28 protein-coding genes are annotated in these 22,792 nt (G+C 58.2%); 16 read left to right on the top strand and 12 right to left on the bottom strand.

What is annotated here, in order from left to right; genetic code table 11:
• Positions 1 to 59 precede the first annotated feature (59 nt).
• From HU759_RS08065 to HU759_RS08085, 5 genes are all read left to right on the top strand, one after another.
• Positions 60 to 734 (top strand): NAD(P)H-binding protein, encoded by a 675-nt coding sequence (locus tag HU759_RS08065; protein WP_138453635.1) that lies wholly within the window; start codon positions 60 to 62, stop codon positions 732 to 734.
• On the top strand, positions 734 to 1,645 hold the full coding sequence (locus HU759_RS08070; RefSeq protein WP_186618415.1) for a LysR family transcriptional regulator: 912 nt from the start codon (positions 734 to 736) through the stop codon (positions 1,643 to 1,645). Before HU759_RS08065 ends, HU759_RS08070 begins: the two co-directional genes overlap by 1 nt.
• A 453-nt stretch (positions 1,646 to 2,098) precedes the next feature.
• Positions 2,099 to 3,292, top strand: coding sequence for a CaiB/BaiF CoA-transferase family protein (locus tag HU759_RS08075; RefSeq protein ID WP_176991250.1), 1,194 nt, complete (start codon positions 2,099 to 2,101; stop codon positions 3,290 to 3,292).
• On the top strand, positions 3,289 to 4,230 hold the full coding sequence (locus HU759_RS08080) for a hydroxymethylglutaryl-CoA lyase (RefSeq protein WP_186617448.1): 942 nt from the start codon (positions 3,289 to 3,291) through the stop codon (positions 4,228 to 4,230). Before HU759_RS08075 ends, HU759_RS08080 begins: the two co-directional genes overlap by 4 nt.
• A gap of 59 nt (positions 4,231 to 4,289) precedes the next feature.
• Positions 4,290 to 5,621, top strand: coding sequence for an MFS transporter (locus HU759_RS08085; protein ID WP_186617449.1), 1,332 nt, complete (start codon positions 4,290 to 4,292; stop codon positions 5,619 to 5,621).
• On the opposite strand, the gene HU759_RS08090 is transcribed toward HU759_RS08085, so the two are convergent.
• Positions 5,622 to 6,110 carry a DMT family transporter gene (locus tag HU759_RS08090; protein ID WP_017137284.1) on the bottom strand — a complete coding sequence of 163 codons (489 nt, stop codon included), beginning with the start codon at positions 6,108 to 6,110 and terminating at the stop codon, positions 5,622 to 5,624.
• A 68-nt stretch (positions 6,111 to 6,178) separates the two neighbouring features.
• Between HU759_RS08090 and HU759_RS08095 the strand changes: the two genes are divergently transcribed.
• A complete protein-coding gene (locus HU759_RS08095; RefSeq protein WP_186617451.1) occupies positions 6,179 to 7,096 on the top strand; it encodes a LysR family transcriptional regulator in 918 nt (305 codons plus the stop codon).
• Between the two features lie 7 nt (positions 7,097 to 7,103).
• Here the strand turns inward: HU759_RS08095 and HU759_RS08100 are convergent, their stop codons facing one another.
• Both HU759_RS08100 and HU759_RS08105 read right to left on the bottom strand, forming a co-directional pair.
• A complete protein-coding gene (locus HU759_RS08100; RefSeq protein ID WP_017137286.1) occupies positions 7,104 to 7,388 on the bottom strand; it encodes a type II toxin-antitoxin system RelE/ParE family toxin in 285 nt (94 codons plus the stop codon).
• The gene (locus HU759_RS08105; protein ID WP_017137287.1) at positions 7,378 to 7,617 is read right to left on the bottom strand and encodes a ribbon-helix-helix protein, CopG family; all 240 of its coding nucleotides are present in this window, start codon (positions 7,615 to 7,617) and stop codon (positions 7,378 to 7,380) included. The genes HU759_RS08100 and HU759_RS08105 overlap by 11 nt, the downstream gene beginning before the upstream one ends.
• 101 nt (positions 7,618 to 7,718) lie before the next feature.
• Here HU759_RS08105 and fos point away from each other — a divergent pair, with 101 nt between their 5' ends.
• The 3 genes from fos (at position 7,719) to HU759_RS08120 (ending at position 9,472) form a co-directional block, all read left to right on the top strand.
• Positions 7,719 to 8,129, top strand: coding sequence for a fosfomycin resistance glutathione transferase (fos, locus tag HU759_RS08110; RefSeq protein WP_017137288.1), 411 nt, complete (start codon positions 7,719 to 7,721; stop codon positions 8,127 to 8,129).
• A gap of 54 nt (positions 8,130 to 8,183) precedes the next feature.
• Positions 8,184 to 8,825: a LysE family translocator gene (locus HU759_RS08115; protein ID WP_169985477.1), complete on the top strand. Its 642-nt coding sequence runs from the start codon at positions 8,184 to 8,186 to the stop codon at positions 8,823 to 8,825.
• A 119-nt stretch (positions 8,826 to 8,944) separates the two neighbouring features.
• The gene (locus tag HU759_RS08120) at positions 8,945 to 9,472 is read left to right on the top strand and encodes a DUF4142 domain-containing protein (RefSeq protein ID WP_017137290.1); all 528 of its coding nucleotides are present in this window, start codon (positions 8,945 to 8,947) and stop codon (positions 9,470 to 9,472) included.
• 54 nt (positions 9,473 to 9,526) lie between these two features.
• Here the strand turns inward: HU759_RS08120 and HU759_RS08125 are convergent, their stop codons facing one another.
• Positions 9,527 to 9,952 (bottom strand): low affinity iron permease family protein, encoded by a 426-nt coding sequence (locus tag HU759_RS08125; protein ID WP_017137291.1) that lies wholly within the window; start codon positions 9,950 to 9,952, stop codon positions 9,527 to 9,529.
• Between the two features lie 181 nt (positions 9,953 to 10,133).
• On the opposite strand from HU759_RS08125, the gene HU759_RS08130 reads away from it, so the two are divergent.
• On the top strand, positions 10,134 to 10,916 hold the full coding sequence (locus tag HU759_RS08130) for a GNAT family N-acetyltransferase (protein WP_017137292.1): 783 nt from the start codon (positions 10,134 to 10,136) through the stop codon (positions 10,914 to 10,916).
• On the opposite strand, the gene HU759_RS08135 is transcribed toward HU759_RS08130, so the two are convergent.
• From HU759_RS08135 to HU759_RS08155, 5 genes are all read right to left on the bottom strand, one after another.
• Positions 10,917 to 11,417, bottom strand: a complete 501-nt coding sequence (locus HU759_RS08135) for a methylated-DNA--[protein]-cysteine S-methyltransferase (protein ID WP_017137293.1) — start codon at positions 11,415 to 11,417, stop codon at positions 10,917 to 10,919.
• Between the two features lie 88 nt (positions 11,418 to 11,505).
• Positions 11,506 to 11,829: a hypothetical protein gene (locus HU759_RS08140; RefSeq protein ID WP_017137294.1), complete on the bottom strand. Its 324-nt coding sequence runs from the start codon at positions 11,827 to 11,829 to the stop codon at positions 11,506 to 11,508.
• 75 nt (positions 11,830 to 11,904) lie between these two features.
• On the bottom strand, positions 11,905 to 12,315 hold the full coding sequence (locus HU759_RS08145) for a type II toxin-antitoxin system HicB family antitoxin (protein ID WP_186617453.1): 411 nt from the start codon (positions 12,313 to 12,315) through the stop codon (positions 11,905 to 11,907).
• A 22-nt stretch (positions 12,316 to 12,337) separates the two neighbouring features.
• A complete protein-coding gene (locus HU759_RS08150) occupies positions 12,338 to 12,520 on the bottom strand; it encodes a type II toxin-antitoxin system HicA family toxin (RefSeq protein ID WP_017736377.1) in 183 nt (60 codons plus the stop codon).
• A 167-nt stretch (positions 12,521 to 12,687) separates the two neighbouring features.
• Complete coding sequence (locus tag HU759_RS08155) at positions 12,688 to 13,581, bottom strand: LysR family transcriptional regulator (RefSeq protein WP_099548620.1); 894 nt, start codon at positions 13,579 to 13,581, stop codon at positions 12,688 to 12,690.
• Positions 13,582 to 13,676: 95 nt separating this feature from the next.
• Between HU759_RS08155 and HU759_RS08160 the strand changes: the two genes are divergently transcribed.
• Positions 13,677 to 14,840, top strand: a complete 1,164-nt coding sequence (locus HU759_RS08160; protein WP_017137298.1) for an MFS transporter — start codon at positions 13,677 to 13,679, stop codon at positions 14,838 to 14,840.
• Positions 14,837 to 16,036 (top strand): MFS transporter, encoded by a 1,200-nt coding sequence (locus HU759_RS08165; RefSeq protein ID WP_186617455.1) that lies wholly within the window; start codon positions 14,837 to 14,839, stop codon positions 16,034 to 16,036. Before HU759_RS08160 ends, HU759_RS08165 begins: the two co-directional genes overlap by 4 nt.
• Here the strand turns inward: HU759_RS08165 and HU759_RS08170 are convergent.
• Both HU759_RS08170 and HU759_RS08175 read right to left on the bottom strand, forming a co-directional pair.
• Complete coding sequence (locus HU759_RS08170) at positions 16,021 to 16,329, bottom strand: addiction module antidote protein (RefSeq protein ID WP_017137300.1); 309 nt, start codon at positions 16,327 to 16,329, stop codon at positions 16,021 to 16,023. The two genes, HU759_RS08165 and HU759_RS08170, sit on opposite strands and share 16 nt — an antisense overlap.
• Positions 16,330 to 16,331: 2 nt before the next feature.
• Positions 16,332 to 16,625, bottom strand: a complete 294-nt coding sequence (locus HU759_RS08175; protein WP_026013719.1) for a type II toxin-antitoxin system RelE/ParE family toxin — start codon at positions 16,623 to 16,625, stop codon at positions 16,332 to 16,334.
• Between the two features lie 464 nt (positions 16,626 to 17,089).
• Here HU759_RS08175 and HU759_RS08180 point away from each other — a divergent pair, with 464 nt between their 5' ends.
• The 4 genes from HU759_RS08180 to HU759_RS08195 all read left to right on the top strand — a co-directional run bounded on the left by HU759_RS08180 (position 17,090) and on the right by HU759_RS08195 (position 20,502).
• A complete protein-coding gene (locus tag HU759_RS08180; RefSeq protein WP_017137302.1) occupies positions 17,090 to 17,329 on the top strand; it encodes a DUF6124 family protein in 240 nt (79 codons plus the stop codon).
• A 245-nt stretch (positions 17,330 to 17,574) separates the two neighbouring features.
• Positions 17,575 to 17,877: a type II toxin-antitoxin system HigB family toxin gene (locus tag HU759_RS08185; protein WP_138451921.1), complete on the top strand. Its 303-nt coding sequence runs from the start codon at positions 17,575 to 17,577 to the stop codon at positions 17,875 to 17,877.
• 3 nt (positions 17,878 to 17,880) lie between these two features.
• Positions 17,881 to 18,252, top strand: a complete 372-nt coding sequence (locus HU759_RS08190; RefSeq protein ID WP_170040591.1) for a transcriptional regulator — start codon at positions 17,881 to 17,883, stop codon at positions 18,250 to 18,252.
• Positions 18,253 to 19,017: 765 nt separating this feature from the next.
• A complete protein-coding gene (locus HU759_RS08195; RefSeq protein ID WP_169867457.1) occupies positions 19,018 to 20,502 on the top strand; it encodes an SIR2 family protein in 1,485 nt (494 codons plus the stop codon).
• Between the two features lie 580 nt (positions 20,503 to 21,082).
• Here HU759_RS08195 and HU759_RS08200 read toward each other — a convergent pair.
• Positions 21,083 to 22,147: a toll/interleukin-1 receptor domain-containing protein gene (locus tag HU759_RS08200; protein WP_170040590.1), complete on the bottom strand. Its 1,065-nt coding sequence runs from the start codon at positions 22,145 to 22,147 to the stop codon at positions 21,083 to 21,085.
• Positions 22,148 to 22,792 lie beyond the last annotated feature (645 nt).

Here is a 22,792-nt window from a genome sequence, read left to right on the forward strand (position 1 = left end):
CAAGTTGAACGGTATTTAACTTGAGCATGAAGCTTGCGGCTTGCCGCTGAGGTCACCTGATGAGAGTTCTATTATTCGGCGCCACCGGCATGGTCGGCCAAGGCGTGCTGCGCGAGTGCCTGCTGGCCGCTGACGTGCAGGAAGTGGTCGCCGTGGGCCGCACGCCGCTGACCCAGGAACACGGCAAGCTGCACCAGGTGTTGCACAGCGACATGCTGGACTTCCAGCCGCTGGAAAACCTGCTGCAAGGCTTTGATGCATGCTTCTTCTGCCTCGGCGTGTCGTCGGCGGGCATGAATGAAGCCAAGTACACCCACCTCACCTATGACCTCACCCTGGTCGCCGCCAGCACCTTGGCGCGGCTCAATCCGCAGATGACCTTTATCTATGTGTCCGGCGCCGGCACCAACAGCTCCGAGGCGGGCAAGTCGATGTGGGCGCGGGTCAAGGGCAAGACCGAAAACGCCTTGCTGCGCTTGCCGTTCAAGGCGGTGTACCTGTTTCGGCCTGGGGTGATTCAGCCGTTGCATGGCGTGCGTTCAAAGACGCCGCTGTATCAATCTTTCTATACCGTGCTCGGGCCGCTGTTGTCGTTTTTTCGTCGGGTCAAACCGAGCTGGGTGGTGAGCACCGAGACCGTCGGCCTGGCGATGTTGGCGGCGGCGCGTCATGGCGCGCCGCAAGCCGTGGTGGAGCAGGCCGAGATCAATCGCCTGGCCAGCGAGCCGCGCTGATGCTGCACAAAAGCCTGGTGCGTCGCCTTGACCTGATCACTCTGCAACTGTTCGTTGCAGTGTTTGAAGAAGGCACGCTGACCCGTGCTGCGGCCCGTGAGGCCATCGCCGTGTCGGCAGCCAGCAAGCGCCTGATGGAGCTGGAGCAGGTATTGGGCGTGAGCCTGTTCGTGCGCCGTGCCAAGGGCATGGACCTGACTGCGGCGGGCGAAACATTGCTGCACCATGCGCGGCAGATGCTGTTCAACGTCGAGAAAATGGGCCTTGAACTGGGTGAACACAGCCACGGTGTGCGCGGTTATGTGCGCATGCTGGCGAATCTGTCGGCGATCATTCAGTTCCTTCCGGAAGACCTGCGCGACTTTTCCCAACGGCACCCCGAGGTCAAGACTGATCTGGAAGAGCGCCCCAGCAACGGCGTGGTCCAGGGCGTGCTGGACGGGGTGGCAGACCTGGGCATCTGCTCCAGCGACACTGACACCAAAGGCTTGCCCAGTGTGCTGTATCGCCATGACAAGCTGGTGGTGTTGATGCCGGCGGAGCATCCCTTGGCCGCACGCCAAACCCTGGCTTTCGAGGAAACCCTGGGCAGCGATTACGTGGGCCTGCACGCCGCCAGTTCGATCAACATGCGTACCCATGCCGCTGCGCGTGAGGCCGGCAAGATGCTGCGCCTGCGTATCCATGTGCCGGGGTTTGATGCGATGTGCCGGATGGTCCAGGCGAATATGGGCATCGGCATCCTGCCGCAAAAGGCCTATGAGCTGTTTGGCCGCGCGTTGGGGTTGCATGCGGTGCCGCTGACCGACACGTGGTCGGATCGCAGCTTGATTGTGGTGGTGCGTGATCAAGCGCAGTTGTCGCCGGTGAGCCGGTTGTTGTTTGACTACCTGCGCACGCCACTGAAGTGAGGAAACCCTGTGGGCCTCATCGCGGCATAGGTATCTACACAACCGGTTAACACGAAGTCTGTGGCAGGTGGGCTGTTGTGGCGAGCAGGCTTGTCCTGCGTTGGGCTGCGAAGCGGCCCCAGTACAGGCACGGCAATTTTGCTGAAAGTACTCAGCGTCTGTTTTTGGGGCTGCTTCGCAGCCCAACGCAGGACAAGCCTGCTCGCCACAGGAGAAATAGGCTGCTTTTAAAAGTTGTGTAGATACCTATGCTCATCGCGGGCAAGCCCGGCTCCCACAAGAGGCCGCATTCCTCCTGTGGGAGCCGGGCTTGCCCGCGTAGCGATCTGACTGACGCCGGCACCCAATAGCCGTTCGCATTTCGCGAACGCTCCTTGCCAACTGACGGTTGGATTTATCTTCCCTCTGTCCTCTAGCCTTGGCTGCATATTCCAAGAACAAGAGGACCATCCCATGACAGCGCCATTGAGCGGTATCAAGGTGATTGAAATCGGCACGCTGATTGCCGCACCGTTCGCCGCGCGGATGCTGGCCGAGTTTGGCGCCGAGGTGATCAAGATCGAAGCCATGGGCCAAGGCGACCCGCTTCGTAAATGGCGAAAGCTGCACGAAGGCACATCGCTGTGGTGGTACCTGCAATCGCGTAACAAAAAGTCGCTCGCCCTGGACCTCAAGTCCCCGGAAGGCCTGGGGCTGATCAAGCAACTGCTGGGCGACGCCGACGTGTTGATCGAAAACCTGCGCCCCGGCGGCCTGGAGAAACTCGGCCTGGGTTGGGACGTGTTGCATGCGCTGAACCCCAAGCTGACTCTGGTGCGTATCTCCGGCTACGGCCAGACCGGGCCTTACCGCGATCGCCCAGGGTTTGGTGCGATCGGTGAGGCCATGGGCGGCATTCGCTACACCACCGGCAACCCCGACTCTCCGCCGGCGCGGGTTGGCGTCAGCCTGGGTGACTCTCTCGCCTCGTTGCACGCGGTGATCGGCGCGCTGATGTCGCTGCTGCGGGTCAAGACCGGGCAGGGCGAGGGGCAGGTTGTCGATGTGTCACTGGCCGAAAGTGTGTTCAACCTGATGGAAAGCCTGGTGCCCGAATACGACATGCTCGGCCATGTGCGTGAGCGCAGCGGCGGCGCCTTGCCGGGTATTGCGCCGTCCAACACCTACCTGACTGCCGACGGCGCCTATGTGGTGATCGCCGGCAACAGTGACCCGATCTACAAGCGCCTGATGCACACCATCGGCCGTGCCGACCTGGCTGAAGCGCCGGAGTTTGCCCACAACGACGGCCGCGCCACCAAAAGTGGCCTGCTCGATGCGGCCATTACCCACTGGACCAGCAGCCTGCCTATCGACCAGGTGCTCAGCGCGCTCGAAGCCGCCGAGGTGCCGGCCGGGCGCATTTACTCGGTGGCCGATATCGTCAGCGACCCGCACTACCAGGCGCGTGACATGCTGCTCAATGCCCAATTGCCCGGCGGCGTGTCGGTGAAGATGCCTGGCATTGTGCCCAAACTTTCCGAAACCCCTGGCGGTGTGAACTGGCAAGGCCCGACCCTGGGCCAGCATACCGATGACATCCTCGGCAGCCTGGGCCTCACCGGCGCCGATATCCAACGCCTGAAGACCGCGGGAGTGGTGCAATGATCACTGATTATTCTGACGCGCTGATCGTGCAGGAAGTGTCCCCGCGCGATGGCTTGCAGATCGAACCGACGTGGGTTGAAACCGCCGACAAGATCACGCTGATCAACGCGTTGGCGCAGGCCGGTTTTTCGCGGATCGAGGCGGGCTCGTTCGTGTCGCCCAAAGCCATTCCCGCGTTGCGTGATGGCGAGCAGGTGTTCCAGGGCATTGAGCGCCGGGCCGGTGTGATTTATGTGGCGCTGATCCCCAACCTCAAGGGCGCCCAGCGCGCCATCGAGTCGCGCGCCGATGAGCTGAACCTGGTGATGTCCGCCAGCGAGACCCACAACCTGGCGAACATGCGCATGCGTTGCGAGGCATCGTTGGCGGCGTTTGGCGATATCGTCAGCTTTGCCGCCGACCACCCGGTGCGGCTCAACGGCAGCATTGCCACCACCTTTGGCTGCCCGTTCGAAGGCAAGATCGATGAAGACCGCGTGCTGCAAATAGTCGACGCCTATCGCGAGTTGGGCATTCAGGGCATCACGTTGGCCGACACCACCGGCATGGCCAATCCGCGACAGGTCGAACGTTTGGTCAAGCGCGTGCTGCAACAGGTGCCGGCCAGCGATCTGACCCTGCATTTTCACAATACCCGTGGCCTGGGTTTGTGCAATGTGCTGGCCGCTTACGAGGCTGGAGCCCGCCGGTTTGACGCGGCATTGGGTGGCCTCGGCGGTTGCCCGTTTGCACCGGGCGCGTCAGGCAATATCTGCACCGAAGATTTGGTCAACCTCTGCGAAGAGGTCGGCATTCACACCGGCATCGACCTGCCGCACCTGTTGCAAATGTCCCGTCGGCTGCCGGCCTTGCTTGGGCATGAACTGCCCGGCCAAGTCGCCAAGGCCGGGCGCAATGGCGACCTGCACCCGCCACCGGCTTACATCGCCACGCTGTAACGCGCTACCAGACAACAAAAACAATCGGGCGCCTGTGAGCAGCCCGCTGGAGAGAAACCATGAGCACTAATACGTTAGAGGCCGGCGTGCGCCCGGCCGCTGAAATCGATGCCGAAAAAGCCCTGGTCAGCAAGGTCGCCTGGCGCCTGATGCCGCTGATCATGGTGTGCTACCTGTTCGCGTTTTTTGACCGTATCAACATCAGCTTCGCCAAGTTCCAGCTGCAAACCGACCTGAGCCTGAGCGACACCGCCTATGGCCTGGGCGCCGGCTTGTTTGTGGTGGGTTATGTGCTGTTCGAAGTGCCGAGCAACATGATGCTCTACAAGGTCGGTGCCCGCCGCTGGATCGCGCGCATCATGATGTCGTGGGGCCTGGCCACGGCGGCCATGGTGTTTGTCACCGCCGAATGGCAGTTCTATGGCCTGCGCTTCATCATTGGCGCCATGGAGGCGGGGTTTGCGCCTGGCGTGCTTTATTACCTGACGCTGTGGTTCCCGCAGCACTTTCGTGGGCGCATCACCTCGATGCTGTTCCTGGCCTCGGCGTTCGCCGGTTTGGTCGGCGCGCCATTTTCCGGGCTGGTGCTGGAGCACCTCGACGGCGTGCTGCAAATGCGCGGCTGGCACTGGCTGTTCCTGCTCGGCGGCTTGCCCTGCATCGGCCTGGGTTTTCTGGTGCTGACCTTGCTCAAGGACCGCATTGAAGACGCGCATTGGCTGACGCCTGCCGAGAAAACCCTGCTGTCGAGTCGCATCGCCAAGCATGAGCCGAACCAGCATGGTGGCTCGCTGCTTTCGGCGATCCGTATTCCTGGGTTTTTGATGCTTGGGTTTATCTACTTTCTGATCCAGGTGGCGTCTTACGGTCTCAACTTCTGGGCGCCACAGTTGATCCGCAGTGCCGGTACCCAGAGCCCGGTGATGATCGGCCTGCTCACCGCCATTCCCTATGTGTGCGGGGCGATCAGCATGGTGGTGATCGGGCGACTGTCGGACGCCACCGGTGAGCGCCGCAAGTTTGTCTGCGGCCTGGTGGTACTGGGCGCCATTGGCTTCTTCTGCGCCGGGATCTTTGCCGACCACACCACCTTCCTGATCATCGCCCTGGGCCTGTTGGGCGCGGGCATCATTGCCTCGATCCCCACCTTCTGGACGCTGCCGCCCAAATTGCTGGCTGGCGCCGGTGCGGGTGCGGCCGGTGGCATTGCGGTGATCAACACCCTCGGGCAGTTCGGCGGTATTGTCAGCCCGGTGATGGTGGGGCGCATCAAGGACCTCACCGGCAGCACCACGCCGGCGCTGTATGTGATCGGCGTGTGTGCGCTGTTGGCGGCGGGGCTGCTGTTGTGGGGCTTGCCGCAAAAGCTGCGCACGCTGGACAAGGGCTGATCAGCCTGCCGTGGCAAGGGCGCGGGCCGGTGTGGCGCTGAACTGAATCAACACCACCCCGCCAATCAACAACAACGCCCCCAGCACGCGGGGCGTTGTCAGTTGGCGTTCCATCAGGCCGAACAGGCCAAAGTGATCGAGCAGCAGCGAAGCGAGAATCTGCCCGGCCATGGCCAGCACAATAAACCCTGACGCGCCGAGCTTGGGCAGCAACATCAGCGCCAGCGAAATAAAGCACACGCCAAACGCGCCTCCGGCCCATATCCACAGCGGCGCCTTGGTGATAAAGGCCAGGCTCGGCAAGGGCAGGCGCAGCGCGATGATGACCGGCAGCAACACAATAATGCTCACCAGCAGTGACGCCAGCGTGGCCCACAACGGGTGCCCCAGCCCGCGCCCGAGGCTTGCGTTGATCGCACTCTGAAACGGCACCACCGCGCCGGCGATCACCGCCAGTGCCAACAGACCTACCCAATGCAACGTCGTCATCTCAGTTCTCCCAGAGGTTTTGCTGGACTCTAGGCTATTCGTCGCGCAAATTTAAATTCCAAGTTCTTATGCTGAGCATGCAGCTGATGAATGACCTGCGTCGCATCGACCTCAACCTGCTGGTGATCCTCGACGCCTTGCTCAGCGAGCAACACGTCACCCGCGCCGCCGAGCGCCTGCACCTGAGCCAGCCGGCGGTCAGCCATGCGCTGGCGCGCTTGCGTGATCTGCTTGGTGACCCATTGCTGGTGCGCCAGGGCGGTGCCTTGGTGCCGACCGCCCGCGCCCTGGAGCTGGCCGCGCCACTGGCCGAAGCCCTGGCCCAGGTGCAGGCGTTGCTGGCGCCCAACCGGTTTGATCCGGCATCGGCCAAGCGCCGGTTTCGTGTGGCGATGTCGGACTACAGCGCGGCGATTTTCCTGCCGGGGCTGGTCCGCACCTTGCGCCGTGAAGCGCCTGGCATCGACCTGCAAATCGTCCAGGCCAGCCGCGAAGGCATGGTCGACGGCGTGCTCAATGGTGACCTCGACCTGGCCGCCGGGGTGTTCCCCGACATGCCCGCCGAACTGCGCACCACGCCGTTATTCGAAGAGCATTACACCTGCCTGATTGACCGCGAAAGCCTGCCGAAAAACGGCGTGCTCGACCTGCCCGCTTACCTGTCGCGTCCGCATGTGTTGCTGGAAATGCGCGGCAGTGGCACCCCGGAGATCGAACGGGCGTTGACGGCAATTCGTGAGCGCCGGCATGTGGCGATCAGCCTGCCGCACTGGGGCGTGGCACCGCAGTTGATCCAGGGCACAGACCTGATTTTGACGGTGTCATCCAGAGGCTTGCTCAACATCGATCAGCAGCACCTGCTGGCTGTGCCGCCGCCGTTTCATATCCCTTCGTTTGCGTTTGAGTTGGCGTGGCATGCGCGGCGGGGCGGGGATTCGGGGTTGCAGTGGTTGATGGGGCAGGTGCAGGGTGTATTGTCCGTCTGAACCGTGGCTACCAGGAAGCGGGTGGCTGGCGGCGTGTATGAAAAATTCGCATCACCTGTAACCGGCCATCTCGAATACGGTAGGGAACGATATAGGGCCATCGGGGCACTACCCATTCGCGCGTGCCGGGCACTCTGCCTTCTTTGCCCATTGCCGGAAATTCAGCGACATGTTCAAGCCCGGTCAAGATCGCCTGCACGAACTCATGGGCAGCTTTCGGGTTTTCTTCGGCAATGTAGGCCGCTTCATCGTCAAGATTCCTGAGGGCAGCCCTCAGCCAATCAACCTGCATTGTTACGCCATTTATCGGCGACTGCTTTTACTTCGGCCGCTGTCGCAAAGTCGCCCGCATCAGCTTCTTTCAATGCTTTTTGAATTTCCTCTATTTGCCAGGCCTCACGCGTCAGGTATTCGCGTAATGCATCTACGGCTAGAAAGGATTTGCTGCGCCCTGTCGCCTTGGCGAGACTGGCAAGCGTGTCGGCGACGTCTTCCGGTATGCGTAGAGACATAACAGACATAAGAGCCTCGATGTAGTGATGTGTAGTGCAACATACTACATCGTCATCGCAAAAACGGTTTGCCCCGTTCGTCACTGGGTGAATAGATAAAAGGACATTCCATGCTCTGCGGCCTTAACCACCTGACCCTTGCCGTCACCGACCTGAACCGCAGCATCGGCTTCTACCATCAATTGTTGCAACTTCGGCTCGATGCGACCTGGGACGGCGGCGCCTATTTGTCCCTACCCGGTTTATGGCTGTGCTTGTCCCTCGACCCATTGCGCTCGCCAGAGCCTGCGGCTGAATACACGCACTACGCGTTTACCGCCGATACCGGTGATTTTGCGGCGCTGGTGGCGCGCCTGCGCGCTGCGCAGGTGCGGGAATGGCGCGACAACCGCAGTGAAGGCGCGTCGTTCTACTTTCTCGACCCCGATGGCCACAAGCTCGAAGCCCACGTCGGCGATCTGGCCTCACGTTTGCAGGCCTGTCGCGCCAAGCCTTATGCAGGAATGAAGTTTTACCCGTAGCGGCGGAACGTGCAGAATCGATCCACCTCATCACCGTCTATCAGAGTCGCGCCCATGACCCTATCCCTGCTGTTCGCCGTGCTTGCTTCGGGTTTTATCTATGGCATTACGCCCGGTCCGGGCGTGCTCGCCGTATTCGGTATCGGCGCTGCCCGTGGTCGCCGTGCCGGGGCGGGTTTTTTGTGCGGGCATTTGCTGGGTGACGTGGTGTGGTGCAGCACGGCGCTGATTGCCATCGTGGGCGCGCGGGAAGTGGGCAGCACAGCCTTTGATGCACTGGGCGTGCTCAGCGGTTTATACCTGTTCTGGCTCGGCTGGCGTGCGATCCGTACCCAGCGGCGCAGCAGCGATGCACCTCAGGACGCGGCGCGGCACCCGTTCTGGCACGGCATTGTGTTCGGTCTCACCAACCCCAAGGCTTACCCGGTGGCCGTGGCGACCTTCACCGCGTTGTTGTCCAGCCGTGCCGAGTTGCTGACGTGGGCGATGCTGCCGTCGTTGATCTTCCTGAGCTTTATCGGTGGCCTGCTGGCCTATGCCATTCTGATCGGCGTGGTCGGCGCCCAACGTGTGCGCACCGTGTATCAGCGCCATGAAATCCTTATCACCAAACTCTGTGGCGTGATGTTTATCGGCTTCGCCATCAATGCCCTGGCGCATGCGTTGCCGGGCCTGTTTGGCAGCAAACCGGCCTGATACAGCGACGACCGTTCGTCGCACTGGCGAGTTTTTTCTAAACCTTTGCCGCCCTGAAAATTCGAATTCAGGGCGGGGCGTCTGTTCCCGCACCTATTTTTGACCTGGAGGAACCCATCATGAGCCGCATGGCTATCCGGTTACGCACCGCCAGTTTCGCGATGCTGCTGGGCCTCGGCGCCAGCAATGCTTTCGCCCAGTCGCCTGCTGAATTCATCGAGCAGGCTTCGGCCAAAGGGATGGCCGATATTGAAACCAGTCGCATGGCCCACGCCAGAACCTCGTCCCAGGAAATCAAGGACTACACCATCGAGGTGATCAACGAACGCACCCAGGCCAACCAGCACCTGGCAGCCATCGCCAAGAAACTCGACTTGCCGGTGGCCCCGCGCGAGAAGATCGTCGATAAAGCCGAAACCTTGATGCCCGAACTCAAGGACGGCGACTCCTTCGACGCGGCCTACACCGCGCAACAGGTCAAGGAAAACGAAGACGCCATTGCCCTGTTCAAACAGGAAGGTGCGGCGTCGGATGTGCCGGAAATCAAAGCGCTGGTGGATGAAACGCTGCCCAAGTTGGAGGAGCGCCTGCAAAAGGCCCGTGCCTTGGCGTCGACCTATGGCAAAGGTCATCAAGGCGACGGTTGAGTCCGTCACTTGAGATAGAAAACGGCGGTTGGATTTTCTCCAGCCGCCGTTTTTTTATGCCTGGTTCAGATCGGTTTTGTTGGTCACCGCATCGTCGACTACTTCGCCGCAACTGCTGTTGAGGCTGACATTGCCTGCGGCGCCGATGCTGCGGTATTCGCTGCGCAGTTTTTCCAGTTCCTTACGGTCCAGGCCATCGAGGCTCAGCACGGCGTTTTGCGCATCCTTGGAGACGCGCAGCAACTCGTCGATCTTGATATGCAGGATGTCGTTGTCGCGGTTTTGCGTGTTCTGGATCAGGAACACCATCAGGAAGGTGATGATGGTGGTCGAGGTATTGATGATCAGCTGCCAGGTGTCGTTGTAGTGGAAATATGGCCCGCTGAGGCTCCACAGGAAAATCAGTGCGACAGCCACGTAGAACGTGCGGGCACTGCCTGCCCAGCGGGACAGAGATTGGGAGACTGCAGAGAATTTCATGACCGTTTTTCCTTGACCGGAGGGTGATGAAATTATGGACCGCAGGCCCGCTTCGAAATTTCTTTTTACATTTTAGGGTTAGAACAATGTCGTGCTTTTTCCTCCGGCTATCTTAGGAATTGGCCTACTGCGCCTTTGAATGGCGGGAGCAAGACTGGTTTTTTTATCCGGATGTTCTCCCATGCACGCTAACACCGCCTGCGATTTGCCCACGCTCTACGGTAAAACCGAAGAGCATTTTTTTGCCGCGGTGTGCCCAACGCATCGTCGATACAGCGGCGGCATCAATGCTTATTTCACGGATGAGTATTTCAGCCCGTTCAATTTGTTGTTTATCCGGGTTGGCAGCACTTTGCTGGATAACGCTTTGGCCGCACCGCTGGAGCTTATCCGGCGTACCACGCAGGCAATACGCGTGGTGATCCATGAGGAACAGGTCGAAGCGCTGGGTGAGGTGTTTTTGGCACACGGCTTTAAGCCGGTCGAAAAGACCACCGCGATGGTGGGTGACCTGGCGTGCCTGGCGCCATGGGTGGGCGAGAGCGGTGTGCAGGTCCAGCTCACGCGGAACATGAACGATTGGGCTGAGCCCTTTGGCAGTGCGTTCATGAGGCTGCCCGAGGAGGTTGCGCGTTATCAGGTCCGCCACCAGCGGGCCCTGGACGCGGGTGAGGCGCTTTACCACTTCATCTTGTCCGATGAGGGGCAGGTAAGGTCTTCGCTGGTGCTGTCCTTGTGTGATGGCGAGGCCCGGCTTAGCGATATCGGCACACTCATGGGCTTGCGTGGCAGAGGGTACGCCACTCGATTGATCCATGCCGCTCTGCTGCACGCGTCGAGCCTCGGGGCCCTGCGATGCTTTCTAGAAGCCTCGCAGGGTGCCTTCGCGCTGTACCGGCAACTAGGTTTCGAACCTTTGTACGAGTGCCAGGCCTTTACCCGTGACGCCCTTGCAGACGCGTAATCAGAGGGCCAGCTTTGCCTGGCCGCGATCCTCAAGCGCCAGCAAATACTGCTTGGCCTCAAGCCCACCGGCAAACCCGGTCAGCCCGCCCGAAGCACCGATCACCCGGTGGCAGGGCGCGACGATCGAGATGGGGTTGCGGCCATTGGCTGCGCCTACCGCGCGCACGGCCTTGGGGTTGCCGATCTGCTGGGCAATCTGGCTGTAGCTGCGGGTTTCGCCGAAGGGGATGGTCAGCAGTGCCTGCCAGACTTGTTTTTGGAAATCGGTGCCGTCGAAGTCCAACGCCAGATCGAACTGATTGCGGGTGCCGGTAAAGTATTCCCGTAGCTGGCGCTCGGCTTCCAATAACACCGGGCTGTCGTCGGCTAGATGCAACTCGCCCAGACGCACGCGATTGGCGCGTTCTTTTTCCCACAGGATGGCGCTGAGTTTGCCGTTGCGCGCCACCAGGGTGAGCTGGCCGACGGGGGAAGGCATGAGCTTGTATTGGTAGGGCATGAGCGGGCTCCTTGACGATGTAGGGGGCCACTATCCACCTTGTGGGCGGTTGGGAAACCCAGTTTCTTGCGGTCAAATTCTACTGGGACTAAATGCTCCAGTGAATCCAGTTACCGGAACCATAGGCCCAAGCGACGAAATAGATGAACCAGACGATCGAGGGCGTCGACAGTGCTACCCATGAACCGAGGTTAAGTAGCGCAAGTGCGGTTGCGCAGAGTGTGATGCCTCGGCTGGCGTTCTGCCTTGAATACCAGACGCCATAGATGGATCCCGCCAGAGCCGCTATCGACGCCAGGCTCCTCAGGCCGAAAGGGATTGGCGTCAGCGGTAACAGCAGTGGAATGATCAATACCAGCCCCACCACCTTTCTAACGACTTGGCTCTCAGTTTTTTGTACAGGCACGCGCATTGGCTCTGCTCATGGGTAAGATATGTGCGCATTTTTAACGAAGGTCGTCTTCGTCGCTTTAGGAATTTGCTTAAGTCAATGTTCCTGCTGCAGAACCTTTAGTGCTGCCGATGCCAGAAAGCCGGAACGGCTTTTTTCTTCAGGATGATGCAACACGTATTCATCAATTCGATTCAGCAGATAACCCGGCAGGGTGATATTGAGCTTCTGCGCTTTGCCCAGATATTTAGTGACATCAATATCAACCACGGCCCAAATGCAGTCGGCATATTCCGGGTTGGCCGCGTGCAGGGTGACTTTCTGAGCGGTGGGAATCGGCGCGCCATCCTCTGCAAGGATTTCGAAGTGCCCTTCGATCGCTTCGCGGGCCATGGCCATGGCGTCGTCCAGGTCGTCGCCGGCGGAGTAGCAGCCAGGAATATCCGGCACTTCCACACCCCAGGCGTGGTCCTCGTCACCGGTTGAAATTGCGATGGGGTAAAGCATGTCTATTGCTCTCCAGGGGCGCTCAGCTCAGCAGCGCCTGTTTCAAAATACTCTTGGCGGTCTTGTCCAACAGGTCTTTCTTTGGATGAGGAATCGTCACCAGCCCCGGTTTGGTCGGGTGTTTGAAGTGGTGGTGACTGCCTCGGGTGCGTACCAGGTACCAGCCATCCGCAACAATGTGACCTATCAAATATCGGCTATCCACAGCACCTCCTTGTGGTGTGTGTTGGTGGTGACTATAACCACTGAAAATAAATTATCAACACTCTACCTACCGACGGCTGACGACCGGCGTTTCGGTAAGTGCTGAATGAAGTGTATGAGCCTTTGAAAACGGCGTCTTAGAGAGGTATTGCGGGGATTTTCGAAGTGTTACTCGTTGTTTAAGACATGGGCGAGAACGGCGAGAAATGCGTCAGCCAACAGGCTTTTTCTGGCCGCAGGCGTCAGCACCAACAGCTGCGCACAGGCATCCACCTCGACCATGGGCTTATAGGTGACACCCTTGTTCATCAAGCTCTGCGTGCATTCGGGCACCAATGCCACGCCTTGCCCGGCGGCCACCAACGCAATGATCGAAGTGATCTGCCGCCCGGTCGGCCCCGCACGCAGGGGCACGCCGTGGTGTCGGTACAACTGCTCGATCGACTGGTTCAACCCCGACCCGTAATCGGGCGGAAACAGAATCAGCGGGTAAGCACTGAGCTGCGCCAGGCTCACCTGCGTTTGGCCGGCTAACGGACTTTCACTGGAAACCGCCGCCCACAAGCGCTCCTCACCCAGCGACAGCGCTCGCACGGCCTGGCTTTGCGGCAGCAGACGACTCAGGCCGACATCCAGGCGCCCATCTGCCACCTGTGCGCCCAGGCTGCCGGAAGCGCACTCCACCAAGGTCAACTGCACATCGGGAAAACCCTGGGCGAAGGCCTGGATCGCCTGGCTGAACAGGTCCGACAGCGCGATCGAACTGACGTAACCCAAGGTCAGTTGCCCGGCGGTCCCGGCGGCCAATTTACCGGCGATTACCTGTGCCAGCTCCACCTGTTCCAACACGCTACGCGCATAGGGCAAGAACGAACGGCCCTGGGCGGTGAGGGAAACCGTGCGGCTGGTGCGATCAAACAACTTGAAGCCCAACTCCGTTTCCAGCGCCGAGATCTGCCGGGTCAACGGCGGCTGGGCCAGGTGCAGGCGAAGGGCTGCGCGACCGAAGTGCAGTTCTTCGGCGACCGTCAGAAAGTAACGCAGCTTGCGTAGGTCGAGCATCCTGATCCCTGGGTATTGATCGGTTCGAATTCGGTATTGGTTTAAGACCCGCTGGCCATTCTATAAAGACCTCACAAAATAAAACGAGAGGTTTCATGAAACCGCGCCTGCATTGTGCCCGTCTTGCCCTGTTCCTGTGTGGCTGCGCGGCGTTTCTAAACCTGTATGCCACCCAGAGCATCCTGACCACGTTCGCCGAGCAGTTTCATATCAGCGCCAGGGCGGCGGGCTGGAGTATCACGGTCACCACCCTGGCGGTGGCAGTGACCGCGCCATTTGTCGGCCGGCTGACCGGGCGTTTCCAGCAGCGTACGGTCATCGCTGTGACCGCGCTGTTACTGGCCGTGCCCGCGCTGATGACCGCCTACGCCGGCAGCTTTGTCGAAGTGTTGGTGTGGCGCTTTGTGGAAGGCATGTTGATCCCGGTGGTGTTTGCCACCAGCGTGGCTTACATCGGCGACCGCTGGCACGGCGCCACGGTGACCGAAGTCACCAGCCTCTATGTGGCGGGCACCGTACTGGGCGGGTTCGCCGGGCGCTTCGTCACCGGCGTGATGACCGAATATGTCGGCTGGCGCGAGGCCTTTGAATTGTTGGCCGTATTGAGTCTGATGGTCGGTGGGTTCATTCAGTTTTTGCTGCCCGATAACCCGCCGCGAGTCGCACCGGTCAAGGCTGCTTCGTCAGGCGTTTTTCGCAAGCCATTGGTAGCTGCCTACGCCGTAGGGTTTTGTGTGTTGTTCTCCCAGGTTGCGGCATTTACCTACGCGGGACTCTACCTTGGCCTACCGCCTTTCAACCTCGGGCCTGCGGCCTTGGGCACGCTGTACATGGTGTTTCTGCTGGCCTTGATCGTGATCCCTATCGCCGGCCGCCTCAGCAAAGCGCGGCCCCACGCCGAGCTGCTAGCTGTGGCTGCCGTGCTGGGTATCAGTGGCTCGGCACTGACCCTGGCGCCGTCGCTGGGGTGCATCGTGGCGGGCCTGGCGCTCAGTTCGACCGGTGTCTTTCTCGCCCAGGCCGCCGCCAACGCGTTCATCAGTGCCACCGCGCAGGCCAACAAGGCAGGCGCCGTGGGCGTTTACCTCACCTGTTATTACCTGGGCGGCAGTTGTGGTGCCATCGTCCCCGCCTTGATGTGGGAGCGCTGGGGCTGGGCTGGGTGTGTAGCGCTGATTATCGGCTTTCAACTGCTGACGTTGCTGATCGCCCTGACGGGCTGGAAGCCCCTTAAACCTGAGTTGATCCAAGCATCATGACCGACACCAGCGCTGTGCCTGCCCGCGAAACCTCAAACCGCCGCCGCTCGCTGATCGCCGGGTGCGGCGCCCATGCCGTACACGATGGCCTCACGGATGTGATCTACGTGCTGCTGCCGATCTGGCAGGCACAGTTCGCTCTTTCCTACGCGCAGATCGGGCTGTTGCGCGGTGCCTATTCCGGGATGATGGCCGTGTTTCAGCTGATGGCCAGCCGCGCCGCCCGACGATGGGGGCGCATGCCGATGCTGGTGGGCGGCACGGCGCTTGCTGGCGTCGCTTATTTGTTGGTGGGGCAGGCCACTGGGCTGATCATGCTGCTATTGGCGTTGCTGTTAGGCGGTTTGGGCGCCAGCACCCAACACCCATTAGCCTCTTCGATGATTGCTGATGCTTATGAGGACGGCGGCGGGGTCAAGCAAGCCCTGTCCCAATACAACTTTTCCGGCGATATCGGCAAAACCCTGATCCCGGGGTTGGTCGGCTTGCTGCTCACCGTCATCAGTTGGCGCGCCAGTGCCACACTGTTGGGCTTGCTCGGCGTGGCGGCGGCGGGGTTGTTGTGGTGGCTAGTGCCTGCGCAAATGTCCGAAACCGCTTCTGTAAAAAAAGCCAAACCCCTCAGCGGAACCGGTTCCATTACCGGCCTGCGCGCCCTGATGCTTACCGGCACGCTCGACAGCGCCGTGCGCATGGGCTTTCTCACCTTCCTGCCGTTTCTGCTGCAAGCCAAAGGCGCGGGAACTGCCGGCATCGGCCTGGCGTTGACGCTGCTGTTTATCGGTGGCGCGTTCGGCAAATTGCTCTGCGGCTACCTCGGTGCCCGCATCGGCATGATGAAAACCGTATGGCTGACGGAAACCAGCACGGCGCTGCTGATCATTGCCGCCGTGTACCTGCCGCTGAATGGGCTGATGGTGATGCTGCCGCTGCTAGGGTTGGTGCTCAATGGCACCTCCTCAGTGCTGTACGGCGCCGTGCCGGACCTGGCAGCGGCGGGAAAACGCGAGCAGGCGTTTGCTGTGTTCTACACCGGTACGATCGGCGGCGGCGCGCTGGCGCCGGTTCTGTTTGGTGGTGTGGGCGATGCACTGGGCGTGCCGGTGGCGGTGATGGTATTGGCGGGCATGTTGTTGGTGACGTTGCCGCTGGCGTGGGTGGTGCAGCGGGGGTGTGCGCCTCAAACAATCGAATAATTGCTGGTATGCCCAGGCCGAGCCAACAGATCAATGCCCAGTGAGTGAAGCACCTTCAGAACCGTTTCAAAACGAGGTTTTGCGCCCGGGGCAAATGCCTTGTACAAGCTCTCGCGCCCTACGCCCGCATCCGTGGCGATCTTTGTCATGCCACGGGCTTTGGCTACGTAGCCTACGGCGCGAAGGAACTCTTCGTTGTCACCGTCAGCCAGCACCTGAGAAAGGTATTCGCTGATGGCCTCATCACTGTCGAGCAGCTCGGCCATATCAAATGTCGTCAGTGTTTGAGTCATGATCAAACCTCCTTTGCTAATTTTTTTGCTCGCCGGATATCGGCCTCTTGTGAGGACTTGTCGCCACCTGCCAGCAAGATGACAACCTCCCTGCCGCGCAGGGTGAAATAAACGCGATAACCTGCACCTACGTCTATCCGCATCTCTGAAACACCGCCGCCCAGCACCTTGAAATCCCCCAGATTGCCCACACTGGCTCGCTCGATACGTCGAGCAATGGTGATTTTTGCTCGCAGATCGCGAATTGCCGAGCACCATTGAGTGAAGGCTTGGGTTTGCTGGATCGAATAACGCACGGGGCCTCACAGAATCTCACTGTATCTACTTGGATACGGGTTGGCAAGAGACACGTCAGTGTCGAAGGCTGGGGAGAGTGATGCGAGGGCGTGCCGGTTTCAAACGTTCTTCAGGGTTTTCCTATTGCCAGAATTTACAGTCTGAAAGAGAACGGTACAGCGGTCCCGAATGTTGCGTTATTGCCTACACAACACACAGAATCGTCTGAGTTGTACGCCTTGGACGAGCGCTTTAAGGTTCGTCTGCCGCTGCCCATCAGCGGTCGGGTTTAGTAGCCCGATTTGATCAACGGCGTATGGCTGTCCTATCAGTCAGGCATCTCGATGTCTGTCCTCAATGGTGGCTGTACGCAGGGCACTTTCGGGTGCGCCGGTTTCGTTGATCCGCCGGTCTACTAACCTGCATACAGCCGCCACCCATTGTTTAGTAGCTCTGGAAGGTGGTCCTTACCGAGGATCAACAGATGTGTACTGACTCCTGTAACCCCACCGCGACCCTGTTCAGCGTCCGCCCCGAAGCCAACACTGAAGCCTTGCTCGCCAACGCCTACGAAACCATTGCCGGCGCGGGTGCCATGACCAACGAGTTCGCCGAAAGCCTGCCTTCTCAACATCGCTACCTGGCCTTGGCCATTCAGCAAATGATCGAACTGGGGCTGATGCTGGTAGAAGCGGCGCAAGACCGCGTGGACCGCGCCGCGTAGGTTTTTCACGCCCTGCAACAGGCTTGCCTTCCCAGGCCGCACATACCAAGGGGAAGGGGAGCCATCAGAACTGCAGCTGGCCGAGGTCGGTGACCGCGACTGCTTCTTCAACCAGATCATGGGTGTCCGACTGTAAATTTTTTCATGATTTCAGTTTGGCGTTTCTGGGCGTAGGGGAGTATCAGGGCACGGCAAACAGATGAAACGCACTTGTATGAGTCCCATTGTGGGACTAGGATCATTCTATGAGAATCATCGCGATTAGCCAGCTCAAGACTTTTTGGCGGAAACACCCGGATTCAGAGCAACCCCTCCTTGCCTGGATTGACGAGGTCAAGAAAGCGAACTGGCAAACGCCCGCAGACATCAAGGGCCAATTTCGCCATGCGAGCGTTCTCAAGAGCCGTCGGGTCGTGTTCAACATCAAAGGCAATGACTACCGGCTAGTGGTCTCTGTGGCCTACCGCTACGGCGCGCTCTACATCAAATTTGTCGGCACACATAAGCAGTACGACGCCGTTGACGCAGATACTGTTGAAATGGAGTAACCCATGAACATTCGACCCATTCATACCGAACAGGATTACCAGGAAGCGTTGAAGGCTGTCTCGCCGCTGTTCGACAACGAACCAGAGCCAGGGACTTCTGAAGGGGATTACCTTGAGGTAATGATTACGCTGATAGAGGCTTATGAAACGAAACACTTTCCGGTTGACCTGCCCAATCCGGTAGATGCCATACGTTTCAGGATGGAGCAGTCTGGTTTGTCAGCAACAGACCTTGTGCCTGCCATCGGGCGCAAAAATCGGGTTTATGAGGTGCTGAACGGGAAACGAGCTCTCACGCTGCCGATGATTTGGAAACTGCATGAAATGTTTGGGATTCCGGCGGAGAGTTTGATTAAGCCGGTAAAAACTCTGTAGTACTCAGATGGTTTGGCTCGCTGAGAAATCCGGGCTACTTATTAGGGCACCGGATTTTTTTGCCTGCCGTTCCCGGCTGTCAGTCATCCTCGCCCAGCACCCCTTTGCCGGCAACGATGGAGTGCCTGCGCCGCTGGTAACGGCTTCAACGACGGCCAGTGCGGCGTTCATGGCGGGTTTATGGCTGATGGGGTCAATGCCGTCTGCACTCAGCTTCAGTGCTGCGCCTGATCCTTTACCTCTGGTCCCAATGCGGTCAACACCGTTTCGGCGAAGGGCTGGCGCTGGATAGGTGGGGAATGATGCGTAAAACGAGGGAAAAGCAGAAGTGGAGCGGGTAGAGGGAATCGAACCCTTATTGGATATTTCCGGCTTAAAGCGTGTATCCGTGTAGTGATCTCTCGTCCCCAAGCCCCCTCTTCATGGGGGGATAGCCGTTTTCTCCACCGTGCACCACGGTGCACCGTCATACCACAGTATCCCCGGAGCCGATTGCAACGCAACACTCGCCTAGGGTCGTCCGAACCGGAGCTCATGTCGCGTTTTTGGTCGGCGGCTCCAACTGTGAATTCGGCGTAAATTGTCCTTCCAATCAGAGGTGCCAGAGGCACCAAAAGCAGCGCGACGAGGAGATGGCTAATGGCTATAAATGGCGTCTGAATCTGTGGTAGCGTGAGCCCCTCCCGGCGGCTTTGGTATGGCGGCTAGTCTGTGTCCTTGCCTTCAACGTAGTCGAATCGATGTCATGAACTAGGATTTGGGTCAATGGATTTCAACACTCTGGAAGAGCGCCTGGCGGACTATGGATCGGGCGGATATCTTTTCTTAGAAGCATTCATTATCAAACTCCTTCAGGTCGAAGGACAGCAGTTAGGGCAGAAGGTTGAGGGTCAAGACAGCCATGTTTCAGCTTTTGACGCCATTGCTCCAAGTGGTATCGGTGAAATTTCTTCACCGCTGGTTGTGGAAATCGTATTTTCTGTTTCCCGGTCAAAGCTCGATGCTACCGTTGAAAAATTTAGAGGGCATTCTAGTCGCGGTTACAGTTTGCTGATCATTGCTCCAAAAATATCAGATCTGAAGAAAAGTATTTATATCAATGAAGAAAACCCACAAGTGGACAATCTTGTCTACCTATGGGGTGGGAAGGAAGTCAACGAGCTGATGCAGAAGCATAAGGAGGCTGTAGAAACGCTCACCTCTAATTTGTTTTCTCTGCGTTTAAAAATGGCTGCGGAGCGTACTGTCAGGTCGTGGAAGGAAGATCGTGATCAGTTAGTAAAAGCAGTTGCTGAAAAATACCGAGCAGGCAGGTTTTCTTTAATTCTTGGCGCTGGAGTATCCAGTAGCGCTGGATTACCTGATTGGAATACTCTGCTGAATTCCTTATTAGTTTCTATGCTATCGCAGGAAAATTTCGGCGGCCCCCACGGCGATCCGGTTAAGGTATCTGAAATCGTCGCCAGGCTAATGGAAGTAGATGGGCCGTCCACATTGATGTTAGCAAGGTATATCCGAAAAGGGCTTGCTGTGGGATCACCTGTAGAACAGCAAGGGTTTGTTGATGCCATCACCCATCAGCTTTATTCTTTGCGTGACAAAAAATTCGCAGTCGAATCAGAGCTGATTTCTTCCATCGCTAAGCTATGTACCCCGACTCGAACCGGTGCCAACGTAAAATCTATTTTGACCTATAACTTTGATGATTTCATTGAGAGGGCGCTGCTCTCGCGCTCGTTGGTACATAAAAGCGTGTTCGAAGAGTTTGAGACACCAAGCGCTGAAGAACTGCCTGTATACCATGTGCATGGTTTTTTACCGGAGGATAGGCAGCGCTACTCCAATCTGGATCGATGCACCTTAGTTTTCTCTGAGGAAGGCTATCATCAGATTTACCGTGACGCCTATCACTGGTCAAACTTGGTTCAGTTGAACAGCTTCAAGGAAAGCTCGTGCCTTATGATCGGTCTTTCACTGACCGATCCGAATCTGCGCCGGCTATTGGAGATCGCGTCCAAATCGATCGAGGAGCCCAAACACTTCGCTTTCATGCGGCGTTTGACTTCCAAGAAATTCATGGCAGGGGCGAGCGGCAAGCCTCTCAAAATCTCAAATGCTGTTGTTGAGCGCTTCCTTGAAAGACACCATGCCACCAACGAAGAGCTTATGCGTGAGCTAGGGGTGAGCGTCATCTGGTACGAGGAGTATGGCGACATCCCGGAAATTTTGAGCAAGATACACGCCGGGTGAGTGGCCCAAGCTTGTTTAAGACGAGTCGTTCAAAAGCTAGCAGGTGGATTGATCAGTTGCAGGCCTTGCACAGACCGTCCTTACCTCCGCCAGAGACAACCATTCGAGGGATCACTCAACCAACGGCGCAATCCGCTGCAAAGTCCCAGCGCCCGTAACCCTCGGAAACCCCTCAATCTCGTACATGCAGTGTTCAATTCACGCGAACCCCATGCGAATGCAGGTTCCTGACTAAAGCCACCGCGTTCATTTCCCCACCAGAACCATCTTCATCAGATGTGAGCACTAGCATTGGAGGGATGGCCAACCCGCATGCCTCATGAGGGCTAAGAGCGAACCCCGCAGCCCATAAGTAACCCGCGAACTCGTCGGCTTTGATCGTCCGATACATCTGCGAATGCAGCACAAAAAGCTCACCTGGCGTTACGTTCACAACCCGAATCAGGGCGTCATCCTGGCGCCGCACGCCACAAGGTGAGCGCCGGATCGGATCACCCATTTTTGGCACTTTCGTATCTGTTGGAACCGAGCTGTAACGCCGATGCCGTAGCGATACGATCATCGGCGCTGGCGTTATGATTTAGAAAGACATTCTGTGGAGTCGGTTGTCGAGGCGGATTGCCCAGTAGTCGCTGTTGCCCAGTGACAACGTTGTCTCGTGCTCTGTTTCGAAATCCTCATGGGTCTCGCTCGACGCGGTGTCGATAAACTTTTTCAGCACACGAAGAGGCTTAAACATCTTTTTGACTAATGGATGCGAGGAATTCAGCGTGCAGAATCCGCTGTCATCAATCTCGATTAATTGCTGGCCTGCTGCTCTCTCAAGGCCCTCAGCTAAATCCGCGTCTTTGAAGTTATCAATTTTCACGCGCTGTTGGAGACCGATTTCCTTGCAGGCCACGTAAGACACGTGCTTGGGCAGATTCTCCAGTTGGAGGCCAAGGTCAGTTTCGAGTTGATCAAGCTGATCCGCCTCAACCGCGTACGCACGCTTGATCGCGGCCACTTCGTTTTTGTCTTTGGCTTTCTCAAGTTTTGTAATCAGATCCTTCTTCTCCTCCAGATCCGCTTCCTGGTCGGCTATGTACTGCCTGGCGTCATCCAGGTCACTCACAACTTTCGCATGAGCGGCGGCGGACACCTGTTGATGGCTGGGCAGCTTTTTGAGGATTTTCGGGAGGCCTTTGAGGAATACATCGCGTTTGGACTCCCAGCGGGCAGTGTTCTTTCCAGTGAGCCCAAGCGTCGAGTTGAGCTGATCTCGAAGTTCGGAAAGTCGTGTAGCGCTATTGATCTCAGTGAGTTGCGCGCCGGTGAGCACACCTTTGACATCTTCGAAGGTCAGAGGCTTCACGAGCAAAGGGAATAGGCTGTGGGACATCGCCCAAGTCGCGCCCAGCTCACAGAGACAAAACTGGGAAGCAAGATAGTTGGGTGTGATAAGGGCCACAACAGCTTTTGGGGATTGGATCGCCGCTTTGATGTGGTCTACGAAATCGGCACCACTGGGGATGCCCATACCTTCCAGCGAGGAGCAAAAGATATCGTCCGCGCTGATGCCCATAGCCGTAACCATCAAATCCACGAAAGCATCCGCGAGGGCTTTATCCTTTACGGCGTGACTGATGAAAATTTCCTTCGACAATTGCTTCTCCTTGAACACCCATGGTGATGGTTTCGGCTCGATATGAGCGTCGGTATGGCGAATCTAGCAAAATCAAATCTACCGATGTAGCCGTCTTCGCAGGAAGTCGGCTATCTGAGCTCTCAACCACCTTTTTGATCGCGTTGATATAGGATTGATGTACCGATTTCGCTGGCTTCCTTAGCAGCCTTGTTCTATTGAACGATATTGTCGGCACTGGCACTGGCACTGGTACCTGAACGGGGGCCGGGCAGGTGTAATTGGGTATTTGGGTTGCCGGACACTCATCATTCACAGGGCCGGTGTGGTCGCTCGTGAGATCGAGTTTGAAGTGTTTTATTGGTGAGCCGGCTTTTTTGTACACGGAGAGCGCGTTCAAGGGGAGGGTGTCGACGAAGCGATCCATAGAAGTACACGGTACGGAGGTGTCGTTGCTTTGGTTCAAAACCGAGGATATTTCAGCTGCTATGCGCGCGCGTACTTTGGCCTCAGGGGGAGGCGTTTTAGGATGGCAGGTGAGGGATGTACTTCTGACTTGGTAGTAACTGAGATACCCCAACCCTTTGGACAGAATTTCGTTGACCAATGCTTGCTGGATTGGGAGATGGCCTGGCCATTTTTTTTGAGGACTTCGGCGAGCCTCTT

This window comes from Pseudomonas sp. OE 28.3, assembly GCF_014268205.2.
In the GTDB taxonomy this organism is placed as follows: domain Bacteria; phylum Pseudomonadota; class Gammaproteobacteria; order Pseudomonadales; family Pseudomonadaceae; genus Aquipseudomonas; species Aquipseudomonas edaphica.